Annotated in this window: 19 protein-coding genes; 9 read left to right on the top strand and 10 right to left on the bottom strand. The window is 70.9% G+C overall.

Going from position 1 to position 18,804, the window contains the following annotated elements:
• Nucleotides 1-97: 97 nt before the first annotated feature.
• Nucleotides 98-532: a MarR family winged helix-turn-helix transcriptional regulator gene (locus LHJ74_RS02665; protein WP_260215771.1), complete on the bottom strand. Its 435-nt coding sequence runs from the start codon at nt 530-532 to the stop codon at nt 98-100.
• A 73-nt stretch (nt 533-605) separates the two neighbouring features.
• Between LHJ74_RS02665 and LHJ74_RS02660 the strand changes: the two genes are divergently transcribed.
• The gene (locus LHJ74_RS02660; protein ID WP_375546641.1) at nt 606-1,493 is read left to right on the top strand and encodes an SDR family NAD(P)-dependent oxidoreductase; all 888 of its coding nucleotides are present in this window, start codon (nt 606-608) and stop codon (nt 1,491-1,493) included.
• Between the two features lie 123 nt (nt 1,494-1,616).
• On the opposite strand, the gene LHJ74_RS02655 is transcribed toward LHJ74_RS02660, so the two are convergent.
• Nucleotides 1,617-2,501 (bottom strand): LysR family transcriptional regulator, encoded by an 885-nt coding sequence (locus tag LHJ74_RS02655; protein WP_260215770.1) that lies wholly within the window; start codon nt 2,499-2,501, stop codon nt 1,617-1,619.
• 16 nt (nt 2,502-2,517) lie between these two features.
• On the opposite strand from LHJ74_RS02655, the gene LHJ74_RS02650 reads away from it, so the two are divergent.
• The 3 genes from LHJ74_RS02650 (at nt 2,518) to LHJ74_RS02640 (ending at nt 3,905) form a co-directional block, all read left to right on the top strand.
• Nucleotides 2,518-2,679 (top strand): hypothetical protein, encoded by a 162-nt coding sequence (locus LHJ74_RS02650; protein WP_260215769.1) that lies wholly within the window; start codon nt 2,518-2,520, stop codon nt 2,677-2,679.
• A gap of 209 nt (nt 2,680-2,888) precedes the next feature.
• On the top strand, nt 2,889-3,326 hold the full coding sequence (locus tag LHJ74_RS02645; RefSeq protein ID WP_260215768.1) for a helix-turn-helix domain-containing protein: 438 nt from the start codon (nt 2,889-2,891) through the stop codon (nt 3,324-3,326).
• Nucleotides 3,327-3,452: 126 nt separating this feature from the next.
• On the top strand, nt 3,453-3,905 hold the full coding sequence (locus LHJ74_RS02640; protein WP_260215767.1) for an NUDIX hydrolase: 453 nt from the start codon (nt 3,453-3,455) through the stop codon (nt 3,903-3,905).
• A 20-nt stretch (nt 3,906-3,925) separates the two neighbouring features.
• Here LHJ74_RS02640 and LHJ74_RS02635 read toward each other — a convergent pair whose 3' ends face one another.
• Together LHJ74_RS02635 and LHJ74_RS02630 are read right to left on the bottom strand one after the other, a co-directional pair.
• Entirely contained in the window at nt 3,926-4,960 is a 1,035-nt protein-coding gene (locus tag LHJ74_RS02635) for a hemolysin family protein (RefSeq protein ID WP_260215766.1), read from the bottom strand.
• On the bottom strand, nt 4,957-6,312 hold the full coding sequence (locus LHJ74_RS02630) for a hemolysin family protein (RefSeq protein WP_260215764.1): 1,356 nt from the start codon (nt 6,310-6,312) through the stop codon (nt 4,957-4,959). The genes LHJ74_RS02635 and LHJ74_RS02630 overlap by 4 nt, the downstream gene beginning before the upstream one ends.
• Before the next feature lie 305 nt (nt 6,313-6,617).
• On the opposite strand from LHJ74_RS02630, the gene LHJ74_RS02625 reads away from it, so the two are divergent.
• The gene (locus LHJ74_RS02625; RefSeq protein ID WP_260215763.1) at nt 6,618-7,073 is read left to right on the top strand and encodes a tellurite resistance TerB family protein; all 456 of its coding nucleotides are present in this window, start codon (nt 6,618-6,620) and stop codon (nt 7,071-7,073) included.
• A 16-nt stretch (nt 7,074-7,089) separates the two neighbouring features.
• On the opposite strand, the gene LHJ74_RS02620 is transcribed toward LHJ74_RS02625, so the two are convergent.
• From LHJ74_RS02620 to rhaI, 6 genes are all read right to left on the bottom strand, one after another.
• The gene (locus LHJ74_RS02620) at nt 7,090-8,028 is read right to left on the bottom strand and encodes a M56 family metallopeptidase (protein ID WP_260215762.1); all 939 of its coding nucleotides are present in this window, start codon (nt 8,026-8,028) and stop codon (nt 7,090-7,092) included.
• A gap of 4 nt (nt 8,029-8,032) precedes the next feature.
• Complete coding sequence (locus tag LHJ74_RS02615) at nt 8,033-8,497, bottom strand: BlaI/MecI/CopY family transcriptional regulator (protein WP_375546640.1); 465 nt, start codon at nt 8,495-8,497, stop codon at nt 8,033-8,035.
• A 30-nt stretch (nt 8,498-8,527) separates the two neighbouring features.
• Nucleotides 8,528-8,752: a hypothetical protein gene (locus LHJ74_RS02610; protein ID WP_260215760.1), complete on the bottom strand. Its 225-nt coding sequence runs from the start codon at nt 8,750-8,752 to the stop codon at nt 8,528-8,530.
• Nucleotides 8,753-8,837: 85 nt separating this feature from the next.
• Complete coding sequence (locus LHJ74_RS02605; protein ID WP_260215947.1) at nt 8,838-10,337, bottom strand: rhamnulokinase; 1,500 nt, start codon at nt 10,335-10,337, stop codon at nt 8,838-8,840.
• A 140-nt stretch (nt 10,338-10,477) separates the two neighbouring features.
• Nucleotides 10,478-12,523 carry a bifunctional aldolase/short-chain dehydrogenase gene (locus tag LHJ74_RS02600; protein ID WP_260215759.1) on the bottom strand — a complete coding sequence of 682 codons (2,046 nt, stop codon included), beginning with the start codon at nt 12,521-12,523 and terminating at the stop codon, nt 10,478-10,480.
• 88 nt (nt 12,524-12,611) lie between these two features.
• Entirely contained in the window at nt 12,612-13,781 is a 1,170-nt protein-coding gene (gene rhaI / locus LHJ74_RS02595; RefSeq protein WP_260215758.1) for an L-rhamnose isomerase, read from the bottom strand.
• Nucleotides 13,782-14,030: 249 nt separating this feature from the next.
• On the opposite strand from rhaI, the gene LHJ74_RS02590 reads away from it, so the two are divergent.
• From LHJ74_RS02590 to rhaS, 4 genes are read left to right on the top strand one after another with little or no spacing between them, the layout of a single operon-like run.
• The gene (locus tag LHJ74_RS02590; RefSeq protein ID WP_260215757.1) at nt 14,031-15,566 is read left to right on the top strand and encodes a sugar ABC transporter ATP-binding protein; all 1,536 of its coding nucleotides are present in this window, start codon (nt 14,031-14,033) and stop codon (nt 15,564-15,566) included.
• A complete protein-coding gene (locus tag LHJ74_RS02585; protein WP_260215946.1) occupies nt 15,566-16,618 on the top strand; it encodes an ABC transporter permease in 1,053 nt (350 codons plus the stop codon). Before LHJ74_RS02590 ends, LHJ74_RS02585 begins: the two co-directional genes overlap by 1 nt.
• Complete coding sequence (locus LHJ74_RS02580) at nt 16,615-17,715, top strand: ABC transporter permease (protein WP_260215756.1); 1,101 nt, start codon at nt 16,615-16,617, stop codon at nt 17,713-17,715. Before LHJ74_RS02585 ends, LHJ74_RS02580 begins: the two co-directional genes overlap by 4 nt.
• A complete protein-coding gene (gene rhaS, locus LHJ74_RS02575) occupies nt 17,712-18,800 on the top strand; it encodes a rhamnose ABC transporter substrate-binding protein (protein ID WP_260215755.1) in 1,089 nt (362 codons plus the stop codon). The genes LHJ74_RS02580 and rhaS overlap by 4 nt, the downstream gene beginning before the upstream one ends.
• Nucleotides 18,801-18,804: the final 4 nt, after the last annotated feature.

Genomic DNA, 18,804 nt, shown 5'->3' with positions numbered 1-18,804 from the left:
GGACCGCCACCACGACCGAGAAACCGAGCACGGCCGCTCCGACGGCCGCGCCCAGGTGTTCACCGGGTGCGCGGTCGGCGGGGGCGGCGGGCAGGAGTCAGCCGCCGCTCTGGATGGCCCGGACGCAGCGCGACAACAGGGTGCGGAGGGTGTCTCGTTCCTCGCCGGTGAACTCCTCGGCAAGGCGGCGTTCGATACGGACGGCCTCCCGGTCGGCGAGTTCCACGGCCTGCCTGCCCGCTTCGGTGAGCTGTGTCTCCAGCATCTTCTGATGCCAGGGATGTGCCGTGCGCTTGATCAGGGCGCGCTGTTCGAGGTTCTTGAGCACGGCCGTCATCGCCTGGGGGGTGACGAGGCACGCGCGGGCCAGCGCGGCAGCGGACATGCCCGGGTTCTGCGACAGGACCAGCAGTGCGGCGTACTGGGCGACGCTGAGGTCCGCCGCCTTCACCGCGGTGCTCTTGGCGGACATGAGGGCCTGCTCGGCTCGCTTGATGTCCAGGCCGAGCCGCGTGTCGGGAGGCATGTCCATGCGGGCGATCCTATAGCCCGGAGTCCAGAATCAATACTGGACTACTTATCAAAGTATTGATAGAAAGCAGGGCATGAACACACTGCCAGCGACGAACCGCCCGACGGAAAACCACGCCACCGGCCCAGCTGCGTACGATCTGCACGGCAAGACCGTCCTGCTCACCGGTGCCACCCAGGGGATGGGGCGTCACCTCGCTCACGCACTCGCCTCCGCGGGCGCCACCCTGCTGCTCCACGGACGCGACGGCGCCCGGATGGCACAGGTCGCCTCCGAGGTCCGAGCCCTCGCTCCCGACGCACCGCCCCGTACCTATCTGGCAGACCTGTCGGACCTCGATCAGGTGCGCGCCCTTGCCGACCGCCTGCTCCGTGCCGAATCGCGCCTGGATGTCCTGGTCAACAACGCCGCCGTCGGCGGTGGGGTCGATCCCGCGCGGCGGGAGGTGAGCCGCCAGGGGCATGAACTGAGGTTCGCCGTGAACCATCTGGCGCCCTACCTCCTGACGCGCCGCCTCCTGCCGCTGCTGACCGCGTCCGCACCCTCCCGGGTGGTCAACGTCGCCTCGATGGGCCAAACCCCCATCGACTTCGACAACGCCATGCTGGAGCGTGAGTACGAAGGCGTGCGTGCCTACTGTCAGAGCAAACTGGCCATGATCATGGCCACGTTCGACCTGGCCGCCGAGTTCGCGGGCGACGGAATCACCCTGAACGTGCTGCATCCGGCGCACCTCATGGACACCGAGATGGTCCGGCAGAGCGGTTTCACGCCCGTGGCCGAGCTGGCCGAGGGAATGCGGCCGACGCTGAGGCTGATCGCCGACCCGGCCGTGGCGGGCGTCACCGGCACCTACTTCGACCAGTTCACCGAAGCCCCCGCCCAGGCCCAGGCGTACGACCCGGACGCCCGGGCCCGCTTGGCGGCACTGACCGAGACTCTCTGCGCCGTCGACGACTGAGCGACGCCGACCCTCCGGCAGCGGCTCCCCGCCGGAGCCTGTGCTCCACGGTACTGCCGTCCGTGCGGAGTTCGGGAAGACGGGAGTGCAGCCCCGCAGTCGTGTGCCGAGCAGCGAGCAGGCTCAGGCTCCAGCAGCTGACGCTGCGTCAGTCAAGGCGGTGGCGGCGGTTCGTACGAAGGAGCGGATGAGTGGGGTGGTGTGGGCGGTGTTCCAGGCGATGACCAGGTCGCTGGGCGGCGTGCCGGCCAGAGGCACGGTGGTGAGGCCGTCCGGCAGGGCGTGAGCGAGCGGCGCCAGTCCCACGGTGCCGTTCCACGGGACGGACTGGAGGCATTCATGGGCCGTTCGGACGACGGGCCAGTCATGGTGCCCGTCCGCCTGGGCGGGGCCCGTCCAGAAGGCCCGCCACACGGGGTCCGTGCCGTCCGGGAACTGGAACCACCTGCGGTCGGCGAGCTCGTGCCGGTGCAGCTGGTCGCGGTCGGCAAGCGGGTCGTCGGTGCGCAGGACCACGCCGATCGGGTCCGAGCGCAGCACGAGGGTGGTGATGCCGGTGGTGTCGAACGGTGCCCGGGTCAGGGCCACGTCGACGAGCCCGGACCGCAGGCCGGTCGTCGGGTCCGTCAGGTCGGCCTCGCGGATGCGGACGTCCACGCCGGGGCGGCGGCGCCGGTAGGCGGCGGCCAGCCGCGTTCCGAACTGCTCGGCGCTGTCGGCGAGGGTGCCGAGGGTCAGGGTCGCGCTCCCGGCGGTGTCGGCCACCCGGGCACGCGCTTGGTCGGCCCGCGCCAGCAGGGTGCGTGCCTCGTCGTAGAGCACGGCTCCGGACGGGGTGAGGGCGACGCCCGAGGGGGAACGGCGGAGGAGTTCGCAGCCCAGGTCGGTCTCCAGCTGTCTGACGGCCCGGCTCAGCGGGGGCTGCGTCATCCGCAGCCGCACGGCGGCTCTGCCGAAGTGCAGCTCATCGGCGACCGCCACGAAGTAGCGCAGAGTGCGGAGTCCCATCACCTGGAGCCGGGCGATGCGTGCCTGGGCCGCCGAACCTCAACTGGGCAGCCGCTTCGACGGGATCGCCTTGGACCACACCACCGTCATCAGCCCCCACTACCGCTTCCACCACGCCGAGAACTACCTGAAGTCCGCGACCACAGCCGCGACCCTCGCCCCCTACCTAGGCCTCTGACCGTCGCGCCCGCGGCCACCGTCTCCATGATGCGGCCGAGACCGCCGTGGGCCGGCTCGCGCCTCGCGCCACAAGGGTCCAGCTGGCCCGCAGTGCCTGCACCACCGCCGCGGACCGGGCAGTTGCCACCGGACGCGGCAGATCGGCATCCGTTTCTCCCGATCGGCCCGCTCAACGACATGCCCGTAACCCCGGCCCGCCCCATCACAGTGACCGCCGCCGAGCGCAAGCAGCTGAAGAAGATGGCCTGCGCTCACAAGAGCGAGTACCGGACGCGCCTGCGTGCGCAGGTCGTCCTGCACGCGGCCAGAGGCCGCTCCACCGCAGCGATCGCCCGCCAGACGGGGCTGCACGTGGATACCGTGCGCCGCTGGCGGGGCCGGTTCGCCGGGCAGGGCCTGCCGGGTTTGGCCGACCGCAAGCGCCCGGGCCGCCCGCGCGTGTTCACCGCACTGCAGACCGCCCAGGTCAAGGCCCTGGCCTGCCAACCGCCCGTCGAGAGCGGCATACCGCTGTCGCGGCGGTCGTGCCCGGAGCTGGCCTGCGAGGCCATCCAGCGGGGCATCGCACGTTCGTGTCAGCCTCCACCGTGCGCCGCTGGCTGGCCGAGGACGCACTCAAGCCCTGGCAGTAGAAGAGATGGCTGATCATCATGTGCGCCGACCACGGTGATGCGTTCGATGGGTACCACGGCCGTGGAATTGCTCACCCCGCCGTGCTGAACGTGCCGTTCGCCGCTGTGCTCGCACCGTAAAGCGCTACGCTCGCGGGCCATGACCGACGTATCCGACAGGCGGGCTCGGCGCGACGCCTCCGTCACCGTGGCCCGTGACGCGGACGGCATGGTCGCCGTCCTGACCGCCGACTTCCGCCGGCCTGGCGGCGAGTACGTGTTCCTGCCCGGAGGGCGCCAGGAATCCGGGGAGACGCCGGAAGAGTGCGCGCGGCGCGAGCTGCGCGAGGAAGCGGGCGTAACCGCCGAGTTCTGGCGCCCCCTCGGCTCATACGCCATCACGCTGGACTCCGGCGCCCGCATTCACCTCTTCCTGGCCGAGGGACTCACCTGCGGTCCCCAGCAGCTCAAGCCGGGCGATGAGGGCTTCAAGCTGACGTGGTGGCCCATGACTGACGCGATCCAGGCCGCCGCCGAGGGCCGCTTCCTGCTGCAAGGAGGCCCGCTGGCGCTGCTGCTCGCCGACCGCATCGCGGCCGGGTTCGGCCGCTGAGGCCGTTCCTCGGGGCGGGGTCAAGTTGACGCGGTGGTGGGGGCGGGGCCGACGAGCTCTTCCAGGACGTCTTCCATGGTGACGAAGCCGAGCAGCGTGTCGTCGGCGCCGGAGACCGCGGCGAGGTGGGTGCCGGTGGCGCGCATGGCGGTGAGGGTGTCGTCGAGCGGGGTGTCGTCCCTCACCTTGGTGACCGGGTGCAGGGTCGAGCGGGGGAAGGGCTGGTCGCGTGGCGTGGCCCCCAGCGCGTCCTTGATGTGCAGGTAGCCCAGCACCGTGCCGCTGCCGCCGGGGGTGATGACGGGGAGGCGGGAGAAGCCGGACTCGGCGGAGGCGCGCTCCAGCTGCCGTGGGGTGATGCGCTCGTCGACGGTGACCATGGTCTCCAGGGGCGCCAGGATGCTGCCGACGGGGCGGGTGCCGAGGTCCAGGGCGTCCCGGAGGCGTTCGCCCTCTGCCGGTTCCAGGAGTCCGGCGGCGCGGGAGTCCTCGACCATGCGGGCCAGTTCGTCGTCGGTGAAGACGGCGGCCACCTCGTCCTTCGGCTCGACGTGCAGGAGGCGCAGCAGGGTGTTGGCGAAGGCGTTGATGCCGAAGATCAGCGGGCGCAGGGCGTGGGTGAGGGCCACCAGGGGCGGGCCCAGGAGCAGGGCGGTGCGTTCGGGCGCGGCGAGGGCGATGTTCTTCGGCACCATCTCGCCGATGAGCATGTGGAGGTAGGTCGCGACGGCCAGGGCGATCACGAAGGCGATCGGGTGCACCAGGCCGTGCGGTACGTGCACGGCGTCGAAACCGGGCTCCAGCAGGTGGGCGATCGCCGGTTCGGCGACCGCGCCCAGCACCAGTGAGGAGACGGTGATGCCGAGCTGGGCGGTGGCCATCATGGCGGAGACGTGCTCGATGCCCCACAGGGTGGCGCGGGCCCGCTTCTCCCCGGCGCGTGCCCGGGGTTCGATCTGGCTTCGGCGTACGGAGATCAGGGCGAATTCGGCGCCGACGAAGAAGGCGTTGGTGATCAGGGTGAGGGCGCCGATGGCGAGTTGCAGGGCGGTCATCGGGCTTCCTTCCCAGGGGATTGCGAAGCGGTTGCCGGTGCCGGCGCTGCCGCCGGTGCGGTGATGCGTACGCGTTCGGCCCGGTGGTGGTCGACCTGGACGACCTCCAGCCGCCAGCCGTCCAGCTCGACGGTGTCTTCGGCGGCGGGGATGCGTTCGACCTGGTCGGCGATGAGCCCGGCGAGGGTCTCGTACGGTCCTTCGGGGGCCAGCAGGCCGAGGTCGGCGAGCTGGTCGAGGCGTACGCTGCCGTCGGCCTCCCATGCGGGGCGGCCGTCGCCGGTGCCTTCGAGCGGCAGGAGGTCGGGCCGTTCCTCCGGGTCGTGCTCGTCCCGGACTTCGCCGACGATCTCTTCGACGATGTCCTCCATGGTCGCCACGCCCGCCGTGCCTCCGTACTCGTCGACGACGACGGCCATGGTGCGGCTGTGCCGCAGCCGGTCCAGGAGGCGGTCCACGGCGAGGCTGTCCGGTACCAGCAGCGGTTCGGTCATCAGGCCGGTGACGGGGGTGCCGGCGCGCTCGTCCTCGTCCAGGGCCAGCACGTCCCGGATGTGCACGGTGCCGAGGATGTCGTCCAGGGTGTCGCAGTAGACGGGGTAGCGGGACAGGCCGGTGGCCAGGGCGAGCTCGGCGGCGTCGGCGGCCGTGCTGTGGGATTCCAGGGCCATGACGTCCACCCTGGGCGTCATGACGTTCTCCGCGCTCAGCTCGCCCAGGTGCAGGGTGCGGACGAAGAGCTCGGCGGAGTCCGCCTCGATCGCGCCCTTGGCCGCGGAGTGCCGGGCGAGGGCGATCAGCTCCTCGGGACTCCGCGCGGAGGCCAGCTCCTCGGCGGGTTCCAGGCCCAGGCGGCGCACCAGGCGGTTGGCCGAGTTGTTGAGGTGCCGGATCAGCGGTGCGAAGGCGGCGGTGAATCCGCGCTGCGGCCCCGCCACGACCCGTGCGACGGCCAGCGGGCGGGAGATCGCCCAGTTCTTCGGCACCAGCTCACCGACGACCATCAGGACCACGGTCGAGAGGATCACGCCCAGAATGACGCCGAGGGCGGAGGTCGCCCCGAGGGGCAGCCCCGTGGCCTCCAGCGGGCCGCGCAGCAGCCCCGCGAGGGAGGGTTCGGCGAGCATGCCGATGACCAGGGAGGTGACGGTGATGCCCAGTTGGGCGCCGGAGAGCTGGAACGTCAGCTCCCGCGCCGCCTTCAGCGCACCGGCGGCCCCGTGTTCGCCTGCCGCCGCGGAGCGCTCCAGCTCGCCGCGCTCGATCGTGGTGAGCGAGAATTCGGCTGCCACGAAGACCGCGCAGGCAAGCGTGAGCGCCAGGGCCACCAGCAGGAGCAGTGCCTCGGTCACCGGGCCACCCCCGCTCGCGAAGACGGGCACGGCATGGCACTGCGGCTACTCGGAGGATCGTCCATCGCGGTACTGCGACTCCTTGGGAACGTTCGGATGCGGGGGACGGCCGTCGAAGGCAGTCCGTTGCGTCATGTTAAACGTTTCCTCTACATGGCTGTAGAGAGGAGGGCGGGGGAGAGGATGAGGGGTGCGTCACCGCAAACCGTGAGCGGCTCTCACGGTGCGTCAGCCGGCCTGTAGACTCCTGGCCACGTGCAACTTCTACACCCATGTAGAAGTCGATTTGGCTCGGAGGATGGCTGATGGCCCTGTGGGACCGGTTCAAGGAATCCGCCTCGACGATGCAGACCCAGCTCAACACGAAGAAGAACGAGCTCAAAGGCGGCGGCTTCCGTGACGCCAGCATGGCGATGTGCGCGCTGGTGGCCGCCGCCGACGGAACCATCGACCCCGACGAACGTCAGCGAGTCGCCTCCCTGATCGCCGGCAACGAGGTGCTGCGGAACTTCCCCGCCGAGGAACTCCAGCAGCGGTTCAACGACAACTGCCAGCAGCTCATGGCGGACTTCGCCGTCGGCAAGGTCAGCCTCATGCAGACGATCGGCAAGGTCGGCAAGAAGCCCAACGAGGCGCGTGCCGTCGTCCAGATCGGCATCGTCATCGGCGGCGCCGACGGCGACTTCGACAGGACCGAGCAGGGTGTCGTACGCGAGGCCTGCTTCGCACTGGGCATCCCGCCGTCGGAGTTCGACCTCTGACCCCATGCCGGGGCGGCTAGAGCGGGGTGGCCGCGATCAGGATCGCGGTGAGCGCCGCGGCGGCGATCAGGGCGGAGAGGGCGGAGGCCGCCGTGCCCGCGGCGGCGACCCAGGCAGCCAGCCCCGCCGCCGTCCCCGTCGGCGGCCAGCTGCGTGCCGGCGGCTCGGGCGCGAGGAGCGCGGCGACCCGCCGTGGCACCGGGCCGGGCTCGGCGAACGCCGGCGGCGCGGAGGCGTGCGCACGCCGGGTGACCAGTGCCGCCTTCGCGACCGCGCGGGCCACCGTGCGCCGACTGCCCACCTCCCGTGCCGCCTCCTCGTCGGCCCACCGCTCCGCGCTGTAGGTGACCGCGTTCCGCAACGGACTCAGCAGCGGGTTCGCCCGCGCCGCCAACCGGGTCAGGAGCAGGAAGCGGTGGTGACGGGCCGCCAGGTGCGCCTGCTCGTGGGCGATCAGCACCCGGCGTTCGTCGGCGTCGAGGTGGTCCAGCATCGCCGTGGAGACCACCACCCGGCCGCGCCTGCCGGAGTCGCCGGGGAGCGCGTACGCGTACGGGGCGGCGTCAGGCAGCACGGCAAGCTCCGCGTCCGGCAGCCCTGCCAGCGACCGGTGCGCACGCCGCCGTACACGGAAGTGCCCGGCAACGGCGAGCGACCAGGCGACCAGCACCGCCAGCAGCGCGCCGATCGAGACCTCGCCGACGTACTTCTCGTGTGGCACGGCCGCGCGCACCTCCGGATCCGACCAGCCGTCCGGCAGCGGGTTTCCGGGCAGTTGCGCCGTGCCGACCACCATGAGCAGCACCAGGCAGAGTGTGCTGCACACCGCCAGCAGCCCCCCGACGACCGTCAACAGGCGGGCCGCACCACGGGGGTGGAGGTGCTGCTCGGCGAGGCGGACGATCGGCCATGCCGTCACCGGCAGCACCAGCGGCAAGAAGACGAAGACGCCCATGCGGCTATTCCTCCGGCCCCTCAGCCGATCCCTCAGCCGTCTCCCTGAGCAGTCCGCGCAACAGCAGTTCGTCGTCCGAAGACAGACCGGTCACGAACCGGGCGAGCACCGCGCCCCGGTCCGACTCGCTGTCCAGCACCCGCCGCATGCGCAGGGCCGCCAAGCCCGCCTCATCAGAGGTGGCCCGCCAGGCGAAGGCACGGCCATCGCGCTCCCGGGACACAACTCCCTTGGTGTGCAGCCGGGTGAGGATCGTCATCACCGTGGTGTACGCGAACTCCATGCCGAGGTGTTCCTGTACCCATCCGGCGGTCACCGGGGCGGGTGCCTCCCGCAGTGCGGAGAGTATGAGCGCTTCCAGCTCTCCCTGTGCCCGCCGGTGTCCGTGGGGCGGGGAGGGGCTCTGCCGACCGTGCTTACGCCCTTGCGTCACTGCGGCGCCCCCCGTCTCGTCTTTCCGGCGCCCCATAGTAATGCCGTTGGCGCGCCCCGCTGCCGGTCAGCCGCCCGCCGCCGACTGAGAGGCTTCGACGAGGCCCGCCGCGAGGGCGCGTGCCTCAGCGGACGGGCCGGACAGGACGTCGGTGGCAGCCAGGCCCGTTACCTCCATCCAGTTTTCGGTCATCGCACGCTGCTCTTCCAGGGACCTGCCCTCCACCCACTGCCGTCGTTCCGCGGGGAGGATGTCGAGGAACATTTCGAGTACGGGATCAGTAACACTCACAAGGGGCTTCCCTACCACGCGACAGCCGATCGATTTGTCGACCCGTGCGAGGTATTCCACCCGGCTGGCAGCCGGATGCCCTGCGTCACCCGTTCGCCTGCGCGGACACGGCCTCCGCCGCCCTCCGCCATGCCTGTTGCGGGCCCGCGGGCTGGTGGTGGCGCAGCGGCAGGGCCGTACGCAGCAGCTCGCGCAGGTCGGCGAGGCCGCCGTGGACGGCGCCCGCCGTGCGGGCCTGGACCAGCACGTTGCCCAGCGCCGCGGCCTCCGTGGGGCCCGCGACGACGGGCAGGCCGCAGGCGTCGGCGGTGAGCTGGCACAGCAGCTCGTTGTGGGCGCCGCCGCCGACGACATGGACGGCGCTGACGCCTCGGCCGGAGAGCCGCTGGGCGTCCTCGACGGCCCGGCGGTGGGCCAGCGCGAGCGAGTCGAGGACGCAGCGGACGGTCTCCACGGCGTCACGTGGCACGGGCTGGCCGGTGTCGCGGCAGGCTTCGGCTATCCGGGCGGGCATCCGGTCCGGTGCGATGAAGCGGGGGTCGCCCGCGTCGACGACGGACCGCAGCGGGGCAGCCTCGGCGGCTCCGCGCAGCAGCTCCCGCAGCTCGTACGGCCGTCCCTCGGATTCCCAGCTGCGCTGGCACTCCTGAAGCAGCCACAGCCCCATGATGTTGCGCAGATAGCGGACCGTGCCGTCGACACCCAGCTCGTTTGTGAAGTTGGCGCGACGGCTCGCCTCGGTGATCACGGGGGCGTCGAGTTCGAGCCCCGCCAGCGACCAGGTGCCGGTGGCGATGTACGCGAAGTCCGGGCCCGCCGCCGGGACTCCGACAACGGCGGAGGCCGTGTCGTGGGAGCCGACGGCGGTCACGGGGACGGGGTGGGTGTGACCGGTCGCCTCGCGGACGCCGGGCAGCAGCTCGCCCGCCGGTTCGCCGGGGATGCGCAGCGGGGGGAAGAGGGTGAGATCGATGCCGAGGGCGTCGGCCACAGGACGGGACCAGTCGCGGGTTCGGGGGTCGACGAGCTGGGTGGTGGAGGCGTTGGTCAGCTCGGTCCCGGCCGTCCCGGTCAGCCAGTAGGAGATCAGGTCGGGGATCAGCAGCAGTCGCTGGGCGGCGCCGAGCTGGGGGGTGCCCCGGGCGGCGGTGAGCTGGTAGACGGTGTTGAACGGCAGATGCTGGAGGCCGGTGAGGGAGTAGAGACGGGGCGGTGGCAGCACTGCCGCAACGCGTCCGGCGGTGCCTTCCGTGCGGCTGTCGCGGTAGTGCACGGGGTTGCCGAGCAGGGCGCCGGTGGCGTCGAGCAGTCCGTAGTCGACGGCCCATGAGTCCACCCCCACGGAGGCCACCTCGCCCGCCTTGCGCAGGCCGTCGAGCACGCCCCGGTAGAGGCCCAGGATGTCCCAGTGCAGGGTGCCGCCCAGGCGTACGGGGCGGTTGGGGAAGCGGTGCACCTCGGTCAGGGACAGCCCGTCGGTGCCGGTGCGGCCGGTGCGGCCGGTGCCGACGCGGCCGAGGATGACGCGGCCGCTGGACGCGCCGAGGTCGACGGCCGCGAAGGCGGGCGGGGAGCTGGGGGGCATGGCGGTCCTGGTGATCGTGGTGGGGGCGCGGCCCGCGGCGACTCCGTGTCCGCGGGTGCCCACGACAGGGCGGTGGTGCTCTGCCCGGCCGCCGCACGGCAGGAGCGCGCGGCGGCCGGGCAGGTGCGTCAGCGGCGGCGTCAGCGCAGGAAGGCCGCGGCGACGCCCGCGTCGACGGGGATGTGCAGCCCGGTGGTGTGGGTGAGGTCGCCGCCGGTCAGGGCGAAGACGGCGTTCGCCACGTTCTCGGGCAGCACCTCACGCTTGAGCAGGGTGCGCTGGGCGTAGAACTCGCCCAGCTTCTCCTCCTCGACTCCGTACACCGCCGCCCGTTTGGCGCCCCAGCCGCCCGCGAAGATGCCGGAGCCGCGGACGACGCCGTCCGGGTTGATGCCGTTGACCCGGATTCCGTGCTCGCCCAGCTCGGCGGCGAGCAGCCGCACCTGGTGGGCCTGGTCGGCCTTGGTGGCGCCGTAGGCGATGTTGTTGGGTCCGGCGAAGACGCCGTTCTTGGAGGCGATGTAGACGATGTCGCCGCCCAGCCCCTGCTGCGTCATCACCCGGGCCGCTTCCCGGGAGACGAGGAAGGAGCCGCGGGCCATGATGCCGTGCTGGAGGTCCCAGTCCGCGGCGGTGGTCTCCAGCAGCGGCTTGGAGATGGAGATGCCCGCGTTGTTGACCACCAGGTCGACTCCGCCGAAGGCGAGTACCGCCGCGTCGAAGGCCGCCTGGATCTGTGCCTCCTCCGTCACGTCCACGGTGACGGCGACTGCCTTGTCCGGGCCGCCCAGTTGCTCGGCGACGGCCGCGCCGCTCGCCGCGTCCAGGTCGGCGACCACGACGCAGGCGCCTTCGGCGGCCAGCCGCTGCGCGATGGCCTTGCCGATGCCCGAGCCGGCGCCGGTGATCAGCGCGACACGGGTGGCCAGCGGTTTGGGCGCGGGCATCCGCCGCAGCTTGGCCTCCTCCAGCTCCCAGTACTCGATGCGGAACTTCTCCGACTCCTCGATGGGGGAGTAGGCGGAGACGGCCTCGGCGCCGTGCATCACGTTGATGGCGTTCACATAGAACTCGCCCGCGACCCGGGCGGTCTGCTTGTCCTTGCCGTAGGAGAACATCCCGACGCCGGGGATGAGCACGATGGCCGGGTCGGCGCCGCGCATGGCGGGGGAGTCGGGGGAGGCGTGCCGTTCGTAGTAGGCGCGGTACTCGTCCCGGTAGGCGGTGTGCAGTTCGCGCAGCCGGGCGACGGCGTCCTCCAGGGGCGCGTCGGAGGGAAGGTCGAGGACGAGCGGGCGGACCTTCGTCCGCAGGAAGTGGTCCGGGCAGGAGGTGCCCAGCGCGGCCAGCCGGGGGTGCTCGGTGCCGGCCAGGAAGTCCAGCACCGTCTCCGAGTCGGTGAAGTGCCCGACCTGCGGGCGGTCGGCGGAGGCGAGAGAGCGGACGACCGGTGCCAGCGCTGCGGCGCGCGCCCGCCGCTCCGCCTCGGGCAGCGGCCCGTACCCGGCCAGCGGGGGGCCGAACGGCTCGGCCTTGCCGCGCTCGGCGAGGAACCGCTCGGCCCGGCGGATGATGTACAGCGAGTTGCGCTCGCACTCCTCGCTGCTCGTGCCCCAGGCCGTGATGCCGTGGCCGCCCAGGACGCAGCCGATGGCCTCCGGGTGGGCCTCCTTGACCGCGGCGATGTCCAGGCCGAGTTGGAAGCCGGGGCGGCGCCAGGGCACCCACACCACCTGATCGCCGAAGCATTCCCCGGTCAGCGCCTCGCCGTCGGCCGCGCAGGCCAGCGCTATGCCGGAGTCGGGGTGCAGATGGTCGACGTGGCCGGCGTCGACGAGGGCGTGCATCGCGGTGTCGATGGACGGCGCGGCCCCGCCCTTGCCGTGCAGGCAGTAGTCGAACGCGGCGACCATCTCGTCCTCGCGCTCCACGCCCGGATAGACACCGGTCAGTGCGTGCAGCCGGTCCAGGCGGAGCGCGGCGAGGCCGCCCGCGGTCAGGGTGCCGAGGTCCCCGCCGGAGCCCTTCACCCACAGGAGGCCGATCTCGTCACCGGTGACGGGGTCGGCACCGGTGCCCTTGGCGGACGTGTTGCCGCCCGCGTAGTTGGTGTTGCGCGGATCGGCGCCGAGGCGGTGCGAGCGGGCGAGCAGCTCGGCCACTGGCCCGTGAGTTGCGTCCGTCATTCCCTGGAGTTCCTTTGAGTCTGATGAGTCTGGGTTTCGACAGTGGCCGGGCTTCGACAGTGTCCGGTTTCCAGCCGGTGGTGGGGCGTCAGGCTCCCCAGCCCGCCTGGGTGCCGCCGACGCGTTCGGCGACGATCTTCTCGGCCCAGCCGGAGGCCTTGTACGCGGCGACCGGATCGGGGGCGAGGCCCATCTCCTCGCGGACTTGGGCGAGCAGCGGCCGCACATCGGTGTTGTACGCGTCCATCAGCACGGCGTTGGCCGCGAGGACGTCCCCCTCCGACTGGGCCGCGTGCAGCGCGTCGCCGTCGACCAGCAGCGCCTTGGCGGTTGCCTCCTGGACGTTCATCACCGAACGGATGATCGCGGGGATCTTCGCCTCGATGTTGTGGCACTGGTCGAGCATGAAGGCGACCTCGGAGGTCAGTCCGCCGCCGCGCACGACTTCGTACATGATCCGGAAGAGCTGGAAGGGGTCGGCCGCTCCGGCCATCAGGTCGTCGTCGGCGTAGAAGCGGGAGTTGAAGTCGAAGGCCCCCAGCTTCTGTTCGCGCAGCAGCAGCGCCACGATGAATTCGATGTTGGTGCCCGGCGCGTGGTGGCCGGTGTCCACGACGACCTTGGCCTGCGGGCCGAGCTTGAGGCAGTGGGCGTAGGCGGTGCCCCAGTCGGGGACGTCGGTGGCGTAGAAGGCGGGCTCGAAGAGCTTGTACTCCAGCAGCATCCGCTGGTCGGTGCCGAGCCGCTCGTACACCGCGTGCAGCGCCTCCGACAGCCGGTCCTGGCGGGTGCGGATGTCGTCCTGGCCCGGGTAGTTGGTGCCGTCGGAGAACCAGAGCTTCAGGTCGCGGGAGCCGGTGGCGTCCATGATGTCGACGCACTCCAGCAGGTGGCCCAGGGCCTTGCGGCGCACCGCGGGGTCCGGGTGGCAGACGCTGCCGAGCTTGTAGTCCTCGTCCTGGAAGACGTTGGAGTTGATGACGCCGAGCCGCAGTCCGCGCTCCTGGGCGTACTCCGACAGTTCCGCGTATCCCTCGAGGTCCTCGACCCTGTCCCACGGGATGTGCAGGGCGACGGTCGGCGCGACTCCGGTGTGCTCGTGCACGCGGGCGGCGTCGTCGAGTTTCTCCCACGGGGTGCGGGGGACGCCAGGCTGGGCGAACACCTTGAAGCGGGTGCCGGAGTTGCCGTACGCCCATGACGGCGTCTCGATGGCCTGGCTCCTGAGTGCGGCCTTCACCGCGGCTACGGCGGTCATCGATCAGTGCTCCTTGTCAGAGGCGAGCTTGAATCGTTTCACGATCGTGAAGTTATAGGCGTGCTCTTGGAGTCGTCAAGAGGTGTGGGCGCACGGTCCTTGTCCGCCTTCACTCCGGGTGGCATTGAACAGTTTCTGGCCTCCCACCCATTGACTCGGAGCCGGAGAGCCGTCTAGCTTCCCTGAAATCTGGTTGAAACCTTTCACGGCTGTGCGGCCTGCCCGGCGCGCCGCCGCCCTGGAGCTCTCATGAAACAGTCCGAGACGGGCGACCCGGTCCCCGTCCTGGCGCTCACCGACGTCAGCAAGTCGTTCGGTGCCGTACGTGCCCTGCGCGAAGTCTCCCTGCGGCTCTACTCCGGCGAAGCGCACGCCCTCGCGGGGGAGAACGGAGCCGGTAAGTCCACCCTCATCAAGACGCTCGCCGGAGTGCACCGGCCGGACACCGGCACCGTGCTGCTCGACGGTGAGCCCGTCGACTTCCAGGGCCCCGCCGACGCCCGGGACGCGGGCATCGCCGTCATCTACCAGGAGCCCACACTCTTCGCCGATCTGACGATCGCGGAGAACATCTTCATGAGCCGGCAGCCGCTCCGCTCCTTCGGGCGGATCGATCACGCGGCCGTGCACGAGGCGACCGCGGCCCTGATGCGGCGGCTCGGCGTCGACCTCGACCCCAAGCGGCCCGCCCGCGGCCTCTCCATCGCCGACCAGCAGATCGTCGAGATCGCCAAGGCGCTCTCCTTCGACGCCCGCGTACTGATCATGGACGAGCCGACTGCGGCGCTGACCGGCAGCGAGACCGCCAGGCTCTTCTCGGTGGTGCGGACACTGCGCGCCGAGGGCGCGGCCGTGCTGTTCATCTCGCACCGTCTGGAGGAGATCTTCCAGCTCTGCCAGCGTGTCACCACCTTGCGCGACGGCTGCTGGATCGCCTCCGAGCCGCTGGCAGACCTCACGGAGGACGATCTGGTGCACCGGATGGTCGGCCGCGACCTCGACGAGCTCTACCCCAAGCAGGACACCCGCATCGGCGAGTGCGCGCTCTCGGTGCGCCGGCTGACCCGGGAGGGTGTCTTCTTCGACGTGTCCTTCGAGGTCCGGCGCGGAGAGATCGTGGCGCTCGCCGGGCTGGTGGGCGCCGGACGCAGCGAGGTCGTCCAGGCCGTCTTCGGCGTCGACCGCGCCGACGCGGGCGCCGTCGAGGTGAACGGCAGGACACTGCCGCCCGGCTCACCCACCGCAGCGATGGACGCCGGGATCGCGCTCGTCCCCGAGGACCGGCGGCAGCGCGGGCTGGTGATGGAGATGTCCATCGAACGCAACATCGGACTGACAGGCCTGGACGAACTCGGCCGGGCCGGACTGGTGCGCCGCACCCTGGAGCGCGGGCGGGCCACCGACTGGGCGACCAAGCTCCAGCTCAAGTACAACCGCCTCTCCGACACCGTCGAGGTGCTCTCCGGCGGCAATCAGCAGAAGGTCGTGCTCGCCAAGTGGCTGGCAACCGAGCCGTCCGTGCTCATCGTCGACGAGCCCACCCGCGGCATCGACGTCGGCACCAAAGCGGAAGTCCACCGGCTGCTGTCCAGCCTCGCCGCCGAAGGACTCGCCGTACTGATGGTCTCCTCCGACCTGCCGGAGGTACTCGGTATGGCCGACCGGGTGCTGGTCATGCACGAGGGACGGCTGGTCGCCGAGATCCCGCGCGACGAGGCAACCGAGGCTTCCGTGATGGCCGCGGCCACCGGGCGCAACGGCGGCAGCGGGGAGGAAGCGGCGTGATCACCACACCCCGGAAGACCCGGCAGGGCGAGGAAGCGCCACCAGGCCCCGGCACACCGGGCCGCTCCGCGCGCGCCCTCGCCGAGGCGCTGCTGCGCGCCCGCGAGTTCAGCATCGGCGGCGCCCTGGTGCTGCTGATCCTCGTCACCTGGATCACCAACCCCAGCTTCCTGGACAGCCAGGGCACCCAGGACCTCCTGCTCAACTCCTCCATCCTGCTGCTGCTCGCCGTCGGCCAGGCCGTCGTCGTCCTCACCCGCAACATCGACCTATCCGTCGGATCGGTGGTCGGCCTCTCGGCCTTCGCCTGCGGAAGCTTCGTCTCCGGCAGCGACCACAGCGCCGCCACCATGGTGCTCCTCGGCATCGCCCTCGGCGCACTGTGCGGACTCGTCAGCGGCGCCCTGGTCAGCTTCGGCCGGGTGCCGGCCCTGGTCGTCACACTCGGCATGCTCTACGTCATCCAGGGCATCGGCTACTACTGGGCCGACGGCGGACAGATCAGCGCCGCCAACGTGCCGGACCCCATCCTGGAACTGGGCAGCGGCAACGTCCTGGGCGTGCCGTATCTGCCGCTCATCGCGGTCGCCGTCCTGGTGGCCACCGCCTACTACCTGCGGACCTACCGCAGCGGTCGCGAGCTGTACGCGATCGGCTCCAACCCGGAGGCCGCCCGGCTCGCCGGGATCCCGATCCGCCGCCGGGTGCTCGGCGCGTATCTCTTCTCCGGCGCCGTCGCCGGGCTCGCGGGCGCGCTGTGGCTGGCCCGCTTCGGCACCGTCGTCGCCGACCCGGCGAACGGCTGGGAGCTGACCGTCGTCAGCGCCGTCGTCGTCGGCGGCGTGGCCATCACCGGCGGTGTCGGCTCCGTCTGGGGCGCCGCCCTGGGCGCGACGCTGCTCACCACCATCGGCAGCGTCCTGGTCGTCCTCAAGGTCAACTCCTTCTGGCAGCAGGCCATCACCGGCGTACTGCTGCTCGCGGCCATCACCACTGACCGCATCGTGCACACGCGCACGACCAGTGCACTCAGGAAGAGGAGCAGGAAGTGACCGGACTGGGAAAGTTCCTGCGCTGGGACACCGTCGTCGGGGTGCTGCTCATCGCCGTCTTCCTCGCGGGGACCGGCAGCACCGAGGGTTTCGGCAGCACCGGCAACCTCTCCGCGGCGCTCAACGACACCGCCGAAATCGCCCTGATCGCGCTGCCGATGACCCTGCTGGTCGTCGCCGGGCAGGTCGACCTGTCGGTCGCCTCCATGCTCGGGCTCTCCAGCGCGCTGGCCGGCGCGCTGTGGGACGCCGGCTGGACCTTCGAGATGATCCTGCCCGTCTGTCTGCTGGTCGGCATGGCCGGCGGACTGCTCAACGGCTGGCTGGTCACCCGCGTCGGGCTGCCCTCGCTCGCGGTGACCATCGGCACCCTCACCCTCTACCGGGGTCTTGCCTCCGTGATCCTCGGCAACAAGGCGGTCGCCGACTTCCCGGAGACCTACTCCCAGTGGGCCACCCACCTCGAGACCGTGCCGGGCACCTTCATCCCCTATCCGATCGCCCTGTTCGCCGTGCTCGCGGTGATCACCGCGATCGTGCTCCACAGCACCGGCTTCGGCCGGTCACTGTTCGCGATCGGCGCGCAGGAGGACGCCGCCTACTTCGCGGGCATCCGGGTGCGGCGCATCAAGCTGCTGCTCTTCGTCCTCACGGGAGTGATGTCTGCCTTCGCCGGAATCGTCTACACCCTCCGCTACGGCAGCGCCCGCGCCGACAACGGGCTCGGCCTCGAACTCGTCGTCATCGCCTCCGTGCTGCTCGGCGGCATCGACTTCAACGGCGGCAAGGGCACGCTCGGCGGCGCGGTCGCCGGAGTGCTGCTGATCGGCCTGCTCAACAACCTCCTCACGCTGAACGACATCTCCAACGAGATCCGGGTCATCGTCACCGGGCTGCTGCTGATCGCCTCCGTCCTCACCCCGCGGCTCATCGCCGTGCTCTCCGAACGGCGGCAACGCCTGAACCCGCCGCCGGGCAGCGGCACATCCGGCAGCGAGCCGCCCGGCAGCGGTCCGCCCCAACAACGCCCACCCCGGCAACGCCCGCCCCAAGAGCGCGCCCCCCAGGAGCGCATCACCCGAAAGGCACCGCAATGACGCACCCGCACGCCCGTACCCGCCGGGCCGCCTTCGCGGCGACCGCCGTGGCCGGCGCACTCGCCGTCACCCTCACCGGCTGCGGCGGCACCACCAAGGACGATTCGAGCGGCGACGCCAATGCCAAGACCTCGGACGCCAAAGCCGACCCGGACGCCCCGCTGAAGGAGGGACTCAAGGTCGCCTTCCTCCCCAAGCAGATCAACAACCCCTACTCCAAGATCGTCAACAAGGCGGGCATCGAGGCCGCCGAGGAGTACAAGGGCACGGGCAAGGAGGTCGGACCCTCCGACGCCAAGGCGTCTTCCCAGGTCTCCTACATCAACACCCTCATCCAGCAGCGGCAGGACGCGATCCTCATCGCCGCCAACGACCCCAAGGCGGTCTGCGGCCCGCTCAAGCAGGCGATGAAGCAGGACATCAAGGTCGTCGCCTACGACTCGGACACCTCCAAGGACTGCCGGCAGATGTTCATCAACCAGGCGAGTTCCGAGGAGATCGGCCGCTCCCAGATCCAGCACGTCGCCAAGCAGATGGACTACAAGGGTGAGCTCGCCATCCTGTCGGCCACCCAGAACGCCACCAACCAGAACACCTGGATCGAGTACATGAAGAAGGAGCTGAAGAAGCCCGAATACAAGGACATGAAACTGGTCGACACCCGCTACGGCAACGACGACGACCAGAAGTCCTTCCAGGAAGCCCAGGGCCTGCTCAAGTCCCACCCCAAGCTGAAGGCGATCGTCTCGCCCACCACCGTCGGCATCGCCGCCGCCGCGCGCTACGTCAGCTCCTCCTCGTACAAGGGCAAGGTCATCGTCAACGGCCTCGGCACCCCGAACCAGATGCGCAAGTACATCAAGGACGGCACCGTCGAGCAGTTCTCCCTCTGGAACCCGGAGGAACTGGGCTACCTCGGCTCGTACGCGGCGGCGGCGCTGGCCTCCGGGCAGATCACCGGCGCGGAGGGCGAGAAGTTCAAGGCCGGGAAGCTCGGCGAGTACGAGATCGGCAAGGACGGCGAGGTCATCCTCGGCCCGCCCACCGTCTTCGACAAGAAGAACATCGACGACTTCGACTTCTGAGCGG

The organism is Streptomyces gossypii (genome assembly GCF_025165795.1).
GTDB lineage: Bacteria > Actinomycetota > Actinomycetes > Streptomycetales > Streptomycetaceae > Streptomyces > Streptomyces gossypii.
The sequence above is the reverse complement of the archived record's forward strand: the minus strand, read 5'-3'. Positions and strand labels throughout refer to the sequence as shown.